The organism is Binatus sp. (SeqCode) (genome assembly GCF_035272065.1).
Lineage (GTDB): Bacteria > Desulfobacterota > Binatia > Binatales > Binataceae > Binatus.
In genome coordinates, this window is record NZ_DATEQZ010000085.1 from 1 (window position 1) to 13,241 (window position 13,241).

Genomic DNA, 13,241 nt, shown 5'->3' on the forward strand with positions numbered 1-13,241 from the left:
CCACGCTGCGTAGAACTCGACCATCTGCTCGGCGCTGCGCGCGCTTTTGTCCGAACGCGCGAACACGTACTTGCCGTTTTCGTAAAATTCGCTCGACGCCGGATCGAGCGCGATCGACATGTCGGCGCCGGGACGGTAGCCGGCCTTCGCGATCGCCTCGAGGATCACTTCGATCGGCTCCTCGTTGCTCTTGAGATTCGGCGCGAATCCACCTTCATCGCCGACGTTAATCGAATGACCGCGCTTCTTGAGCACCGCCGCAAGCGCGTGAAAGACCTCCGCGCCCATCCGGATCGCTTCGCCGATATTAGGCGCTCCGACCGGCACGATCATGAACTCCTGCATATCGACGTTCGAGTCCGCATGACGGCCACCATTGAGCACGTTCATCTGTGGCACCGGCATCACGCGCGCGTCGGGATTGAGATACCGATACAGCGGCACTCCGTTGGCCGTGGCAGATGCGTGCGCGGCCGCGATCGATACGCCGAGCATCGCGTTGGCGCCCAGCTTCGATTTGTTCGCAGTGTCGTCCAGTTTGATGAGAGCGTTATCAATCGCGCTCTGATTCGCGGCGTCCGCGCCCTTGAGCTTGGCCGCGATCGTACCATTGACGTTGGCGACCGCCTTCAGCACGCCCTTGCCGCCGTAGCGTTTCGCATCGCCGTCGCGGAGCTCGAGTGCTTCGTGAACGCCCGTCGATGCGCCCGAGGGCACGGCGGCGCGGCCGAGCGCGCCGCCGCGCAGCCGCACGTCAACTTCGACTGTGGGGTTGCCGCGCGAGTCGAGAATCTCGCGCGCTTTTATCTCGACAATTTCCGTGGATACCGCCATCAACTCATCCTCACCGCATTTGAGGTCCGCATTCTAGAGCAGGCCGGCCCAGCTTGTCACGCAGGTCAGCTCGACTCATCTCGTAAGCGGCTGCTCGATCTCAAGCGTCAAAGCTCCCGGCCCTTTCACGTACGCGGCGCGCGAGCCATAGGGCTTGTCCTCGGGTGCGCTGACGGTCTCAGCGCCGCGCGCGACGACGCCACTGTAGTCGCGGTCGCAATCGTCGCTGACAAATCCGATCGTCGTCCGAGTGTCGTGTTCCGCCGCGTCAAGGAACAGCTCGAACTCGCCGACCGCGAAAATCGCCATCTCAGGAATCTGGAATACCGGCTTCAGCTCCCACACACGCTCGAGCCGTCCGACGGCTGCCGGCAGATCGCGGACACCAACATGAACGTGATTTGCTTTCATCGCGCGAACCTCCCTTGGCGTGATTCAGAGGTAGCGCACCGGAAGCGCTTTTTCGACTACCACACCTTTGCCGAGCGCGACGCGAATCGCGCGTGCTTTCGGTCGCGATGTAACGATTTCTTTGAGCCGCGTCCCGACAAAGTGCGCCGCCGCGCCGTCGTCGAGCGCGAGCGTCGGCGGGAAGCCGCGCTTGATCAATCGCATCAACGCCGGCCGCCGCTCTTTCTCGCCGTCGTAATGCGGACAGCAGGCGCCGCGCACGAATCCGAGGCCGTCGTTGAGGTTCCGGAATGGCATGCCGAACGAATCCGTCAGGCCGTCTTCGAACCAGCAAATCGCGCCCGCGCTGATCCCAGCCATCACGACGCCCGCGTTCCATGCCGCGCGCAGGACTTTGTCGAGGCCATGCAAACGCCACACTGCGAGCATGTTCGCGCTGCTGCCGCCGCCGACGTAGATGACGTCCTGCTCCATCACGAACGTTTTGAGGTCGCGAACTTTTCGCTCGAAAAAAGTGAGATGGGTCGCGGCGGCGCGCGCCGGCGGAAAGGCTTCATGAAAGCGCCTGAGATACGAATCGCTGTCGCCGCTCGCCGTTCCGACGAAGCATACGCGCGGACGCCGCTTGCGCCGCGCGAGGCCCAAGACGAAATCGTCGAGCTTCGTGTTGCGCGGCTCCATCGAGAATCCGCCACCGCCAATCGCAACGATATGCCGCTCCGCCATGCGCTATTCACTAGCTCACGTCCGGGGAGCCGTCGGGCTTGAACCTGGATCTCGGCGCCCAGACTACTTCCCACGGATAGCCGTCGGGGTCGGCGAAATATCCCGACACTCCTCCCCACTCAGCTTTCGTCGCGGGCTTGAGAATCGTCGCACCGGCAGCCTTCGCCATGTCGAGTCCCGGTTGCACGTCTTCGGCGCGCTCGACGTTGATCGCGAGAGTGACTCCGCCGAATCCCTGTGCTCGCAGCGGCGGCAGCATCGCGTCCTTGGCGAGCAGATCAAATGGGTAGAGCGCGAGCACGCCGCCTGCCGTGCGAAAGAAGCTGATCTCGGTGGAGGACTCTGATGCGAGTTCCCAACCGAGCGCCAGGTAGAACCTGGTCGAACGCGCGAGATCGCTCACGCCAAGCGTCGCAATCGAGATTCGAGCCGGCAGCGCCATCACCTTTTCTCCGTGATTCGATTTTCAGTCGTCGAACCATGCGCGTTTGAATTAATATGCAACATGGAAGTCGCAGTTAAAATGCTCTCGACTCGTAGAATTTCCACGATCGCCATGATTTGGCCGTTACCGCTCAGCGGGACACTCAACGCTTACCCCGGGGGCAGCCCCGTGATCGCCGAGAAGCCAGATTCCAAACCTACGTTTGGAGTTTTTGCCAATCCTCAACCGGTGACGATTGTTGGCTACAGCCAGGACGCGATGGAGCCGTTCATCAGCCCCGACGGCAACTACCTGTTCTTCAACGATTCGAACAGCGCCCCCAACACAAATCTGTACTATGCGACGCGCGTCGACGACGTGACGTTCCAATTCCAGGGCGAGATTGGCGGCGTCAACGCGACCGGACTGAACGCGGTCGCCTCGATGGATAGCAGCGACACATTCTATTTCGTCTCGACGCGAAACTATGGGCCGCCGGCGTTTGCGACTATCTACTGGGGCACTTTTTCCAACGGCAGCGTGTCGAACGTCGCGCTCGTGCCCGGAATTTCAAAAGAGAAGGCGGGCGACATAAATTTCGACCAGTGTATTAGTCCCGATGGCAGTACGCTGTACTTCGTAGACGGCGTTTTCAATGGCGGCAGCGTTCCGCAACGCGCCAGCATTGTGATCGCACATCGTGACGGCGATCATTTCGTGCGGCTCAAGAACAGCGCCGAGATCATGCGCAAGATCAACACGCACGCGCTCAACTATGCGCCGGACATTTCCGCCTCGGGTCGTGAATTTTTTTCACCCGGTTTGACGGAACACTGCCTGCAATCTACACGGCAACCCGTGCAAAAACCTCGAAGCCATTCGGAAAACCGATCAAGATCGAAGCGATTACAGGATTCGCGGAAGCGCCCGCCTTGTCGCCGGACGAGAAGTCTCTCTACTACCACGAAAACGTCAGCGGGACGTTCGTCATCTATCGAGTGACGCGACCTTGACCAGCGCTACACCGCGCCGCTGTCGCGCAGGGCGCCGATCTCTTCCCACGTGTAGCCGAGTTCGAGCAGTACCTCCTCGGTATGCTGCCCGTGTTCGGGCGCCGCTTCCGCCTGCGTTGTGACTTCGCCGTTAATCGTTATCGGCGTGCCGGACACGAGCACCTTGCCCGCCACCGGATGGTCGAGTTCGAGCAGGTATCCGTTGACGCGAGCCTGCTCGCTTTTCAGCATCGTGCGGTAATCGACGACCTCGGTGGCGAGGATGTCGGCGTCGGTGAGTTCCTTGAGCCACTGCTTGCTCGTCTTTTTCGGGAAGATCTCGTCGAGCACTTTCTGAATCTTGTCGCCGTGAAAATTGCGAATCACGTTGTCCGAGTAATCGGGATCCTTCTCCAGATGCTGAATGCCGACGATCCTGCAGAACGACGGCCAGCGCTTCTCGTCCACGCCCGCAATACAGATGTAGCCGTCGCTGGTCGGGAACGCGCCCCACACGCCACGCAGAAACTGATGCCCGCGGCCGGCGCGCTCGGGCTCGACGCCAGTAATCGATGCGTAATTGATCTCCATTCCTTGCATCGCGATCATCGTGCCGTAGATCGACGCGTCGACCTTCTGCCCCTTGCCGGTGCGCTCGCGCGCAAACAGCGCCGCCAGCACACCGCTCGCCAGGCTGAGCGCGCCCGAATGATCCGCGACGAACATCCCGGCCGCCAGCGGCGGGTCGTCAGGCATCCCCGTCTTCGCCATCACGCCGCTCGCGGCCTGCGCGAGCGTGTCGCGGCTCGGGCGCGTCACCCACGGTCCCTTCGGCCCCCACGAACTTCCCTGCGCGTAAACGATGCGCGTATTTATTTTGCGCAGGTCGTCGTAGCCGAGACCGAGCCGGTCGAGCACGCCGGGGCGATAGTTGGTGATGAGCACGTCGTACGATTTCACCATCCGGCGCACTATCTCGATCGCGTCCTTCTTTTTCAGGTCAGCGGTGATGCTCCGTTTGCCGCGATTCATCGCGATAAAATAGTGCGACACTGTCGCGTTCTTTACGTCCGGCCCGCCAATCAACGCCGCCAGCATCCAGCGGCTGAGATCGCCAGTCTCCTTGTTCTCGACCTTGACAACGTCGGCGCCCAAGTCGGCCAGAATCAGCGACGCGAACGGCCCCTGGATTTCCTGCGCGATCTCGACGACCTTGATTCCCTCGAGCGGCTTGCTCATCGTGACTAACCCCTAAACGACCGTTCAGGAACTCGGATGCGGGGCATTATCCCGCCGTTCGCCGGAAAATCTCAAGCGTCGATCTCGAAGCGCGCCGTCTGTACGCTCATCGCCGATGGAACCGAGCATCTACGAATATCCCGACATCTTTCGCCGCGCGCGTTTGGAAAGTCCCGGCGAAATTCCGACCGAAGTAATCTTCCTGCAACAGGTCTGGAAGCGGCATCGCAAAAGTCCGACGCGCCGCATCCTGGACATCGCGTGCGGCGACTCGCCCCACGGCCGACTGCTGGCGGGTGATGGATTCGAGGTCGTCGGAATCGACCGCTCGCCCACGATGATCGCGGCGGGGCGCCGCAAAGCGAGCGCACTCGCGAATCTCCGCTTCTATCGCCGGCCGATAGAGAAGTTCACTCTCCCTGAGCGCCTCTTCGACGCCGCAATCTTCATGTCCGAGACATTTCCAGTGATCGTCGAGAACGCCGACCTGCTCGCACATCTCAAATCCGTCGGCCGTGCGCTCGAGCGCGGCGGTCTGTACTGCATCGACATCGATCGGCAGGACCCCCTTCCGCGCGTGCCGCAACGCACGATGTGGCGCGAACGCACGGCGCGCGCCGCCGGCGTTGCGCTCGGTATTCGCGAGTTCCATCGCCCCATCGCGTGGCACTCGCCGCTGCACTCGATCTACGAACTCGAATGCACGGTCAACTTTCCCGCCGGCGCGGTGACGACTCGTGACTTGATTCCGGTGCGCTACACGATTCCCGCCACGCTGGAACTCGCGGCGCTCGCATCGGGGATGTTCAAAATGGTCGCCGCCTACAGCGACCTGTCGTTCACCAAGCCGCTCGACAAGTGCCGCTACCGCTGGACTGGAGTGTTGCGCCGCGTGTGAATTCAGGTGTCGTCGAGGTGATCGATCAGATCGAGCATCTCAGGGTTCCAAGCGCCGTCGAAACGTAGAATATGGATCGACCCGAGCTCGACGAACGGCTCCTGGCGCGCGAGCTTTCGCACAATCGCGCGAATCACACCGCGATGAGCAAGCACTAACGCGTCGTCGCCGCGCGGCGTCCATGCAGCCAGCATGCGTTCCAGGCCGCGCTCGACGCGATTGGTAAACGCGGTGCGGCTCTCGCCGGCGGGGTAGGCGTAGCCGGGCGCGAGCCGATCGGCGTTCCATCGCGCGAACTCGTCGGGATAACGCTCGCGAATCTCATCGGCCGTGAGTCCTTCGAACAGTCCGAAGTGCACTTCGGCGAACTCATCGATCGTGACCAGCGGGGCCGAGTCGCCTGCTACAATTCGCGCGCCTTCGGACGCACGAACGAGCGGACTCGAAAAAACGCGCGCGAAAGTTCTGTCGCCGCGATGCGTCTCGAGCGCCCGGCCCACAAGACGCATCTGCGCGCGCCCGAGTTCCGACAGCGGCACGTCGGTGCGGCCGTGATATCGGATGCTCGACTCGCCCTCGGTCTCGCCGTGCCGAACGAGGATCAACCGCGCCACGCGATTCATTCGCCGTCGAATAGTGGGTTCATCACCAGGCCGGTCAGCAGCTTGGGATGGAAGTAGGTCGATTTCTCCGGCATCGTCGCGCCCGCGTCGCTCACCCGCTCGACGTCGTGAATCGACGGCGGATTCATCAGGAATGCACCGTCGGCGCGTCCATTCGCGACCGCGCCGAGCGCGCCGCCGATTTCGATCGTGTATTCGATATTCCCACCTTTGCGAATCTCGCCGGCGCCAAACCCGAAGATTCGATCGAACACCAACGCGTGCAGAACCGACACGTCGAGACGCCGCACCTCGGCCGGCGCGTCGGGCATCGCCGTTTCCATCGCGCCTTGGCTACGTAGCCGCATAATCAAGTAGTTGGGGATCCCCTTCAACGCCACTCCGATTGCGCCGCTTCCCGAATCATTCAGGCGCGTGCGAAATTCGTCGCGATGCGCGATTTCGTCGACGTCGAACGCTTCTCGGGCGTGTGGCACGAACGAAGCGATCGCGTTGGGGGGCAAGGACTTCGCGACGCGATGCGTCGGCAGAATCACCAGCCCGGGATCGTCGCACGCTACCAGCGTCATCATAATGTAGTCGTACGGCTCCGGCGCGGGCGCACCCGATGGGTTCTCGTGGCGTCGAGCGCGCCGATAATTCAACGCGGTCTCGTAGCGATGGTGTCCGTCGGCGATCAAAATGCGCGGCGATTCGAGTTCGCGCTGAATGATCGCGATTTCGTCGGCGGCTTCGATCGGCCGCAATTCGTTGCGGATTCCCAGATCGTCGACGAGATTGATCAATGGCTCGCGCGAGGACACCCGCTCGCGCAATCGATCGAGCTCCGGATGCTTGCCAGAGTAGAGCCCGAAGATCGAGCTCGTGTTGAGCTGCAGCGCGGTCAGCAGGCGCAGGCGGTCCTCCTTTGCGGCCGGAAAAGTTCGTTCATGCGGCACGACGCGTCCGCGATCGAATTCCTCGAGCCGCACGCGCGCGATAAACCCCGTGCGATGCAGCAGCCGCCCCTCAACGTCGAAAGTCTGCGTGTACTGAAAAATGGCGGGACGCGCCGACCGCTCGACGACTCCCGCCGCCATCCAATCCGCGAGCGTCTTTTCCGCCGCGCCGTAGCGGTCAGGCTCGCGCCCGAGTTCGAGCCGCACGACGTTGTAGGGACTGCGTTCGTACAACTGATTCTGACGCGCCTCGCCGATCAAATCGTACGGGGGCGCGACGACCCGCTCCGGCTCGCCGGTGAGCTGGCGGTTGTACATCAGGGCGCGAAACGGCTCGATCCGTTTGCTGAGCCCGCTCATTTCAACGCCGCCGCGATTTGGTCTTCTGAAATCGCTCCCACTCTCACCATTTTCCACCCGCTTCCGCTTACCGCGATGACGGTGCTCGGCGCCTGCGCCGTCAATTTTCCACCTTCAAGGTAAACTTTAACTTTTTTCCCCAGCCCCGCGCGCGCTTCCTCGAGCGTGCTCGCCGGCGCCGCTCCGCTCAGGTTCGCGCTGGTCGCGGTGATCGGTCTCACGATTCCGGCGCTGAGCGCGCGCGCGACGGGGTTTGGTGATACGCGCACGCCAACGCCGTCGGGTCCGATCAGCTCGGGCGCTATCTCGTCACGCGCCGGCAAAACGAGCGTCAGCGGTCCGGGCCAGAACGCTTCCGCGAGCCGCCGCGCGACGACCGGCACTTCGCACGCCACCGAAAAAGCCATCGCTTTGTCTGCCGCGATCAACCCAACCGGTCGTCCCGGCGCGCGCGCTTTCACGCGAAACAGCCGCCGCAGCGCGATCGATGAAAACGCGTCGGCGCCGAGCGCATAGAACGTCTCGGTCGGATAAACGACCAGCTCACCGGCTTGCAACGCGGCGATTCCATCCTCGAGCCGAAACATCGCAACTATCCGAGCGCGCGCCGTGCGATGTCGCGCCGGAAGTGACGTCCCTCGAATTCGATCACTTCCGCCGCCTCGTACACCGCGTCGACCGCCGTGGCGAGTTCGGGCGCCATCGCGGTCACCGTCAGCACGCGCCCGCCGTCGGTCACCAAATTCCCGTTGCGCATCGCAGTGCCCGCGTGAAAGACCTTTACGCGAATCTTCTTCATCGCCCATTTGATCTTGATGTCGGACGGGACGTTGCCTTCGAGCCGATCGAGGCCGCGAATCGGAATTCCTTTTTTGTAGTCACCGGGATAGCCGCCCGAGACGAGCACGACCGCGACCGCGCTGCGCGGCGAGAGCCTGATCGCGGCGTTCGCGACTTTTCCGTCAGCAGCAGCCAGCAGGTTCTCGGCAAGGTCACTATCCAGCCGCATCATGAGCGCTTCGCATTCCGGATCGCCGAAGCGCACGTTGAACTCGAGCACGTTGATTCGTTCGCCTTCGATCATCAAACCGACGAACAGCAGCCCGCGGAACGGAATTCCGCGCGCATTCATCGCGGCCAGCGTCGGCGCGACCACCTCGCGCATCAAGCGCGCTTCCTTCGCAGGGCCGAATTGCGGCACCGGCGAATACGCGCCCATCCCGCCGGTGTTGGGGCCGCGATCGCCGTCGAAAATCGCCTTGTGATCCTGGAACGTGCCGAGCGGGATCGCGTTCTCGCCATCGCACAGTGCAAAGAATGAAACTTCCTCGCCGCGCAGAAATTCCTCGACGATCACGCGATTACCTGCCACACCGAAGCGCCGCCGTTCCATTGCATCGTTGATAGCTTCCAGAGCGGCCGTGGTGTCGTGACAGATCACGACGCCCTTTCCAAGCGCGAGGCCGTCCGCCTTTACCACCATCGGGCCTGTGCGCGCCTTAACGTAGCGCCGCGCGGATTCGGCGTCATCGAATGCGGCGAAGTCGGCGGTCGGCACGCGCGCCTCGCGCATGATGGTTTTCGCAAACGATTTGCTCGTCTCGAGCTGCGACGCGGCCGCGGTGGGTCCGAATATTTTAAGCCCCTCGCGGGTGAACTCGTCGACGATTCCGGCGGCGAGCGGATCTTCGGGGCCAACGATCGTCAGGTCGACCGACTTTGATTTGGCGAAGTCCGCCAGCGCCGCGATATCGGTCGGCGCGATCGGCACCGCTTCGGCGATCTGATCGATTCCCGGATTACCGCTCGCGCAGAAAATCTTCCACACGGTCTCGCTCTGATGGAGCCGCCAGACCAGCGCGTGTTCGCGCCCGCCTTTGCCTATGACCAGTACTTTCATCTCGCGAAGTGACTAGTGCCTGAAATGGCGGACCCCCGTGAAGACCATCGCGAGCCCGAACTTGTCGGCCGCTTCGATCACTTTGTCGTCGCGTAGCGAGCCGCCCGGCTGCGCTATCGTGGTCGCGCCCGCCTCGGCCGCGAGCGTCGGGCCGTCGGGGAACGGAAACAGCGCTTCGGAGACGAGCACGGAACCCTCGAGCGGAACCTTGAGCCGCGCCGCTTTTTCGCGCGCCGCGTAGACCGGATCGATCCGCGACGTCGCGCCGCCGCCTACAGCGAGCGTGCGATCTTCCGCAACGAAGGCAATGGCATTGGACTTGATGTGCTTGCAGACCTTGATTCCGAACGTGAGCGCGCGCATTTCGGCGTCGGTGGGCGCGCGACGCGTCACGACTTTGCCCTTGCGCGGATCTTCGATCGCGAGGTCCGGCGTCTGCACCAGCAATCCGCCAAGCACCTTCTTGATGTCGAGCTCGTTGCGATCCACGGCCTTCGAATTGAACGTCATCACGCGGCGATTCTTATTTTTGCGCAAGAAGGCGAGCACATCGTCCGGATACGCGGGACCGATCAGCACCTCGGTGAACAGTTCATTGACGGCGTGCGCGAATTCCATGTCCCAGGGCCGATTCGAGATGATGATGCCGCCGAAGGGCGAGTCCGGGTCGGTTGCGAACGCCTTGTCCCACGCGCCCTTGAGCGTATCGGCGATGCCCACTCCGCACGGTGTGTTGTGCTTGAGAATCGCAACTACCGCACGCTGCTCGTCCTCGAACTCGAGCATCAGGTTCATCGCCGAGCTGATATCGACGACGTTGTTGAACGACAGTTCCTTGCCGTGAAGCTGATGTGCGATCTCGAGGAAGCGGCCGTAGAGCGCGCCGGCCTGATGCGGATTCTCGCCGTAGCGCAGCGCCTGCTCGCGCTCGAGCGCAAGGTTGAAAGTCTCGCCGAGGGCGGACGCCTCGCCGTCTCCGACGTGCGTGCCGAGATAATTTGAGATTGCCGCGTCGTAGGCAGTCACCCGCGCGAATGCCTTGCGCGCGAGGCGCCATCGCGTGTCCGCGGAAATCGCACCCTGGTTGGCGTCGAGTTCCGCGGCGATCGCAACGTAGTCCGCCGCATTGACGACGATCGCGACGTCGTCATGATTTTTTGCTGCCGCGCGAACCAGCGTGGGTCCGCCGATGTCGATATTTTCGATTGCGTCGTCAAGGCTGACGCCAGGCTTGGCGACTGTTTTCTCGAACGGATAGAAATTCACGACCACCAGGTCGATCGGCTCGATGCCATGCTGCTTCATCTGGCGCCGATGGCTCTCGTCGGCGCGCCGCGCCAGGATTCCGCCGTGAATTTTCGGATGCAGCGTCTTCACGCGCCCGTCGAGCATCTCGGGCGAGCCGGTGAAGCTCTCAACCGACCTGACTTTCACGCCGGCCGCTTCCAGAACCGCCATCGTGCCTCCGGTCGATACGATCTCCACGCCGTGCCGTGCGAGCACCTTGGCAAAATCCGCCACGCCCGCCTTGTCGGCGACACCTATCAACGCGCGCCTGATCGTGACTCTCTCGCTGCTCATTGCCATTTAACTCCGAATCACGCGCGGCACTCGTTTGCCGACCGTACAAAGCATCTCGTATGAAATTGTCTGCGCCAGCCGCGCGACGTCGTTCACGCTGATCACCTCACCGCTCGATTCGCCCCACAAGATTACCTCATCGCCGACCGACGCGCCCGCGATGTCGGTGAGGTCGATCGTCGTCAGGTCCATCGACACCGCGCCGACCACCGGCGCGCGCGCGCCGCGCACGATCACTTCGCCGCCGTGCTGCAAGCCTCTGCGGTAGCCGTCGGCGTAACCCACCGGCAGCACACCGATCAGGCTTTCGCGCGGCGTGACGAACGTGTGGCCGTAGCCGACGCCGCTGCCTGCCGGCGCGCGCTTGATCTGCATAAGTCGCGTCTTGAACGTCATGACCGGCCGCAACTCGACGCGCTCGCGAACCGCCGCGACCGGCGGCAGGCCGTAGATCGCCAGTCCCGGCCGCGCGAGGTTGAAGTGTGAATCGTAACGCAGCACTAGCGCCGCGGAATTCGCGACGTGAACCGTCGACGGCCGCATCCCTGCCTCCTTCAACGTTTCGACGGCACCATTAAACACGCGAAGCTGCGCGTCGGTGATCGGACTCTTGGGATCTCCGGCATTGGCGAGCAGCGTGCAGACACCTTCCAGCCGGACCGTCGAGGCGCTCCTCACCGCCTCAACGACGTCGGGAATATCGGCCGGCATCACTCCAAGCCGCGTCGCGCCGCTGTCGATCTTGAGATGAATCGGAAAATCGGTGCGGCCCGCCGACGCGGCCGCGCGATCGAGCGGTCCGATCATCGCGGCGTCGAAGACGAACGGCGTCAAGTCGAGCGCGATAATCTCACCCGCCTGTTCAGCGAAAAAGCCCGCCTGCAGATACACCCGCGTGCGAACCCCCGCCTCGCGCAGCTCGCGCGCCTCGTCGAGCGTGGCCACGCCGAAATGACGGCAGCCTTCGCCGATTAGCGTGCGCGCCACCGTCACCGCGCCATGCCCATAGGCGTCGGCCTTGACCACGACCATCAATTCGCCGTGCGCAGCCACGCCTCGCAGCGCGCGGAAGTTCGAGCGCAGCGCGCCGAGATCGATCTCGGCGACGGTCGGGCGTTGCGTTTCAATTCTCATCGAAGGCTGAATTTCCAACTTCGCGCGCGCGGACGCAAGCCGCCGGTTCTTGTCCTGTGGATGGGCGGGCCGGTGGCACTCCCCACAACTTTGCGAGAATGCAATCATCGCCGCTCATGAACACCGCCATCGTGACGGGTGCCAACACCGGCTTGGGCTTCGAATGCGCCCGAGCGCTCGCCGAGACCCGCGACTGGCACGTGATCGTCGCTTGTCGCAGCGCCGAAAAAGGCCGCGAGGCTGTGAAGCGGCTGTTTGCGCAGACCTGGCACAAAGGCATCGAGGCGATGACGCTCGACCTCGCCTCGCTCGAGTCCGCGCGAAACTTCGCGCGCGACTACGCGGCGGAGCCGCGCCCGCCGCTGCGCGCGATCGTGTGCAACGCGGCTACTCAAATCGTGACCGGCAGAACTTATACAGAGGATGGCTTCGAAACCACGTTCGCAGTCAACCATCTCGGGCATTTCCTGCTGGTGAACCTGATGCTCGCGCAGATGGCGCCGCCGGCGCGCATCGTCGTCGTCAGCAGCGGTACGCACGATCCCGCGCAGGCGACCGGGATGCCGTCGCCGGTTTACAAATCCGCGCGACTCCTTGCGCGGCCGGATGAAGACTCCAAACCTCTCAATGACCCGAATGGAACGGCGGGCAGACGCGCGTACACCACGTCGAAGCTGTGCAACTTACTGTTCACCTACGAACTCGAGCGCAGACTGCGCGCCGAAAAAGCAGGCGGCACCAATGGCAGCTCGATCACCGTCAACGCATTCGATCCCGGCCTGATGCCGGGGACTGGGCTGGCGCGCGACTACGGCAGGATGGCGAGATTTGCGTGGCGCTTCGTGCTGCCAGCCCTGCGCCCGTTTGTGCCGAATGTGAACAGCGTCGCGCGCTCAGGCAGGTCGCTCGCGAATATGCTGACTGAGCCGAGATTCGAGCGCATCTCGGGGAAATACTTCCAGGGCACGCGCGACGTACCCTCGTCGAAGGACTCATACGATCCCGCGATGGCGATGGATTTGTGGGAGTCGAGCGTCGCGATGGTCAAGCTGATGCCTGACGAGACGATTCTGCGGCTCAGATCGGCCCCTTCGGCAGCATAAAGGTGCCGCGGAATACATATCTACTAGTATTCTTAGTTGATTATATTTTACTCGGCTTGACGCTAGTAAATTACTAGT

Annotated in this window: 14 protein-coding genes; 3 read left to right on the forward strand and 11 right to left on the reverse strand. The window is 62.8% G+C overall.

Annotated features, from left to right (window positions below; genetic code table 11):
* From eno to VJX68_RS15535, 4 genes are all read right to left on the reverse strand, one after another.
* Positions 1-834, reverse strand: an 834-nt coding sequence (eno, locus tag VJX68_RS15520; RefSeq protein WP_414643492.1) for a phosphopyruvate hydratase, incomplete at its 3' end; no start/stop codon positions are given.
* 75 nt (positions 835-909) lie between these two features.
* Positions 910-1,245, reverse strand: a complete 336-nt coding sequence (locus VJX68_RS15525; protein WP_324096624.1) for a VOC family protein — start codon at positions 1,243-1,245, stop codon at positions 910-912.
* 24 nt (positions 1,246-1,269) lie between these two features.
* Positions 1,270-1,971: a Type 1 glutamine amidotransferase-like domain-containing protein gene (locus tag VJX68_RS15530; protein WP_324096625.1), complete on the reverse strand. Its 702-nt coding sequence runs from the start codon at positions 1,969-1,971 to the stop codon at positions 1,270-1,272.
* A 10-nt stretch (positions 1,972-1,981) separates the two neighbouring features.
* The gene (locus VJX68_RS15535; protein WP_324096626.1) at positions 1,982-2,413 is read right to left on the reverse strand and encodes a VOC family protein; all 432 of its coding nucleotides are present in this window, start codon (positions 2,411-2,413) and stop codon (positions 1,982-1,984) included.
* A 231-nt stretch (positions 2,414-2,644) separates the two neighbouring features.
* Here VJX68_RS15535 and VJX68_RS15540 point away from each other — a divergent pair, with 231 nt between their 5' ends.
* A complete protein-coding gene (locus tag VJX68_RS15540) occupies positions 2,645-3,397 on the forward strand; it encodes a hypothetical protein (RefSeq protein WP_324096627.1) in 753 nt (250 codons plus the stop codon).
* A 17-nt stretch (positions 3,398-3,414) separates the two neighbouring features.
* On the opposite strand, the gene VJX68_RS15545 is transcribed toward VJX68_RS15540, so the two are convergent.
* On the reverse strand, positions 3,415-4,626 hold the full coding sequence (locus VJX68_RS15545; protein WP_324096628.1) for a CaiB/BaiF CoA transferase family protein: 1,212 nt from the start codon (positions 4,624-4,626) through the stop codon (positions 3,415-3,417).
* A gap of 115 nt (positions 4,627-4,741) precedes the next feature.
* Here VJX68_RS15545 and VJX68_RS15550 point away from each other — a divergent pair, with 115 nt between their 5' ends.
* On the forward strand, positions 4,742-5,524 hold the full coding sequence (locus VJX68_RS15550) for a class I SAM-dependent methyltransferase (RefSeq protein ID WP_324096629.1): 783 nt from the start codon (positions 4,742-4,744) through the stop codon (positions 5,522-5,524).
* A 2-nt stretch (positions 5,525-5,526) separates the two neighbouring features.
* Here VJX68_RS15550 and VJX68_RS15555 read toward each other — a convergent pair whose 3' ends face one another.
* From VJX68_RS15555 to alr, 6 genes are read right to left on the reverse strand one after another with little or no spacing between them, the layout of a single operon-like run.
* Positions 5,527-6,138: a histidine phosphatase family protein gene (locus VJX68_RS15555; protein ID WP_324096630.1), complete on the reverse strand. Its 612-nt coding sequence runs from the start codon at positions 6,136-6,138 to the stop codon at positions 5,527-5,529.
* Positions 6,139-6,143: 5 nt separating this feature from the next.
* Positions 6,144-7,445, reverse strand: a complete 1,302-nt coding sequence (locus tag VJX68_RS15560; RefSeq protein WP_324096631.1) for a DUF1015 domain-containing protein — start codon at positions 7,443-7,445, stop codon at positions 6,144-6,146.
* Complete coding sequence (locus tag VJX68_RS15565) at positions 7,442-8,032, reverse strand: L-threonylcarbamoyladenylate synthase (protein ID WP_324096632.1); 591 nt, start codon at positions 8,030-8,032, stop codon at positions 7,442-7,444. The genes VJX68_RS15560 and VJX68_RS15565 overlap by 4 nt, the downstream gene beginning before the upstream one ends.
* A gap of 5 nt (positions 8,033-8,037) precedes the next feature.
* Positions 8,038-9,345, reverse strand: coding sequence for a phosphoribosylamine--glycine ligase (gene purD / locus VJX68_RS15570; RefSeq protein ID WP_324096633.1), 1,308 nt, complete (start codon positions 9,343-9,345; stop codon positions 8,038-8,040).
* A 12-nt stretch (positions 9,346-9,357) separates the two neighbouring features.
* Positions 9,358-10,926, reverse strand: coding sequence for a bifunctional phosphoribosylaminoimidazolecarboxamide formyltransferase/IMP cyclohydrolase (gene purH / locus VJX68_RS15575; RefSeq protein ID WP_324096634.1), 1,569 nt, complete (start codon positions 10,924-10,926; stop codon positions 9,358-9,360).
* A gap of 6 nt (positions 10,927-10,932) precedes the next feature.
* On the reverse strand, positions 10,933-12,060 hold the full coding sequence (gene alr / locus VJX68_RS15580) for an alanine racemase (RefSeq protein WP_324096635.1): 1,128 nt from the start codon (positions 12,058-12,060) through the stop codon (positions 10,933-10,935).
* A 116-nt stretch (positions 12,061-12,176) separates the two neighbouring features.
* Between alr and VJX68_RS15585 the strand changes: the two genes are divergently transcribed.
* Positions 12,177-13,163, forward strand: coding sequence for an SDR family NAD(P)-dependent oxidoreductase (locus VJX68_RS15585; protein ID WP_324096636.1), 987 nt, complete (start codon positions 12,177-12,179; stop codon positions 13,161-13,163).
* The last annotated feature ends 78 nt before the right edge of the window (positions 13,164-13,241 follow it).

Coding starts and splice junctions, on each gene's coding strand:
- VJX68_RS15545 (WP_324096628.1), bottom strand. CDS start 4,626: ATGAGCAAGCCGCTCGAGGGAATCAAGGTCGTCGAGATCGCGCAGGAA.
- VJX68_RS15525 (WP_324096624.1), bottom strand. CDS start 1,245: ATGAAAGCAAATCACGTTCATGTTGGTGTCCGCGATCTGCCGGCAGCC.
- purH (WP_324096634.1), bottom strand. CDS start 10,926: ATGAGCAGCGAGAGAGTCACGATCAGGCGCGCGTTGATAGGTGTCGCC.
- VJX68_RS15530 (WP_324096625.1), bottom strand. CDS start 1,971: ATGGCGGAGCGGCATATCGTTGCGATTGGCGGTGGCGGATTCTCGATG.
- alr (WP_324096635.1), bottom strand. CDS start 12,060: ATGAGAATTGAAACGCAACGCCCGACCGTCGCCGAGATCGATCTCGGC.
- VJX68_RS15535 (WP_324096626.1), bottom strand. CDS start 2,413: ATGGCGCTGCCGGCTCGAATCTCGATTGCGACGCTTGGCGTGAGCGAT.
- VJX68_RS15585 (WP_324096636.1), top strand. CDS start 12,177: ATGAACACCGCCATCGTGACGGGTGCCAACACCGGCTTGGGCTTCGAA.
- VJX68_RS15560 (WP_324096631.1), bottom strand. CDS start 7,445: ATGAGCGGGCTCAGCAAACGGATCGAGCCGTTTCGCGCCCTGATGTAC.
- VJX68_RS15565 (WP_324096632.1), bottom strand. CDS start 8,032: ATGTTTCGGCTCGAGGATGGAATCGCCGCGTTGCAAGCCGGTGAGCTG.
- purD (WP_324096633.1), bottom strand. CDS start 9,345: ATGAAAGTACTGGTCATAGGCAAAGGCGGGCGCGAACACGCGCTGGTC.
- VJX68_RS15550 (WP_324096629.1), top strand. CDS start 4,742: ATGGAACCGAGCATCTACGAATATCCCGACATCTTTCGCCGCGCGCGT.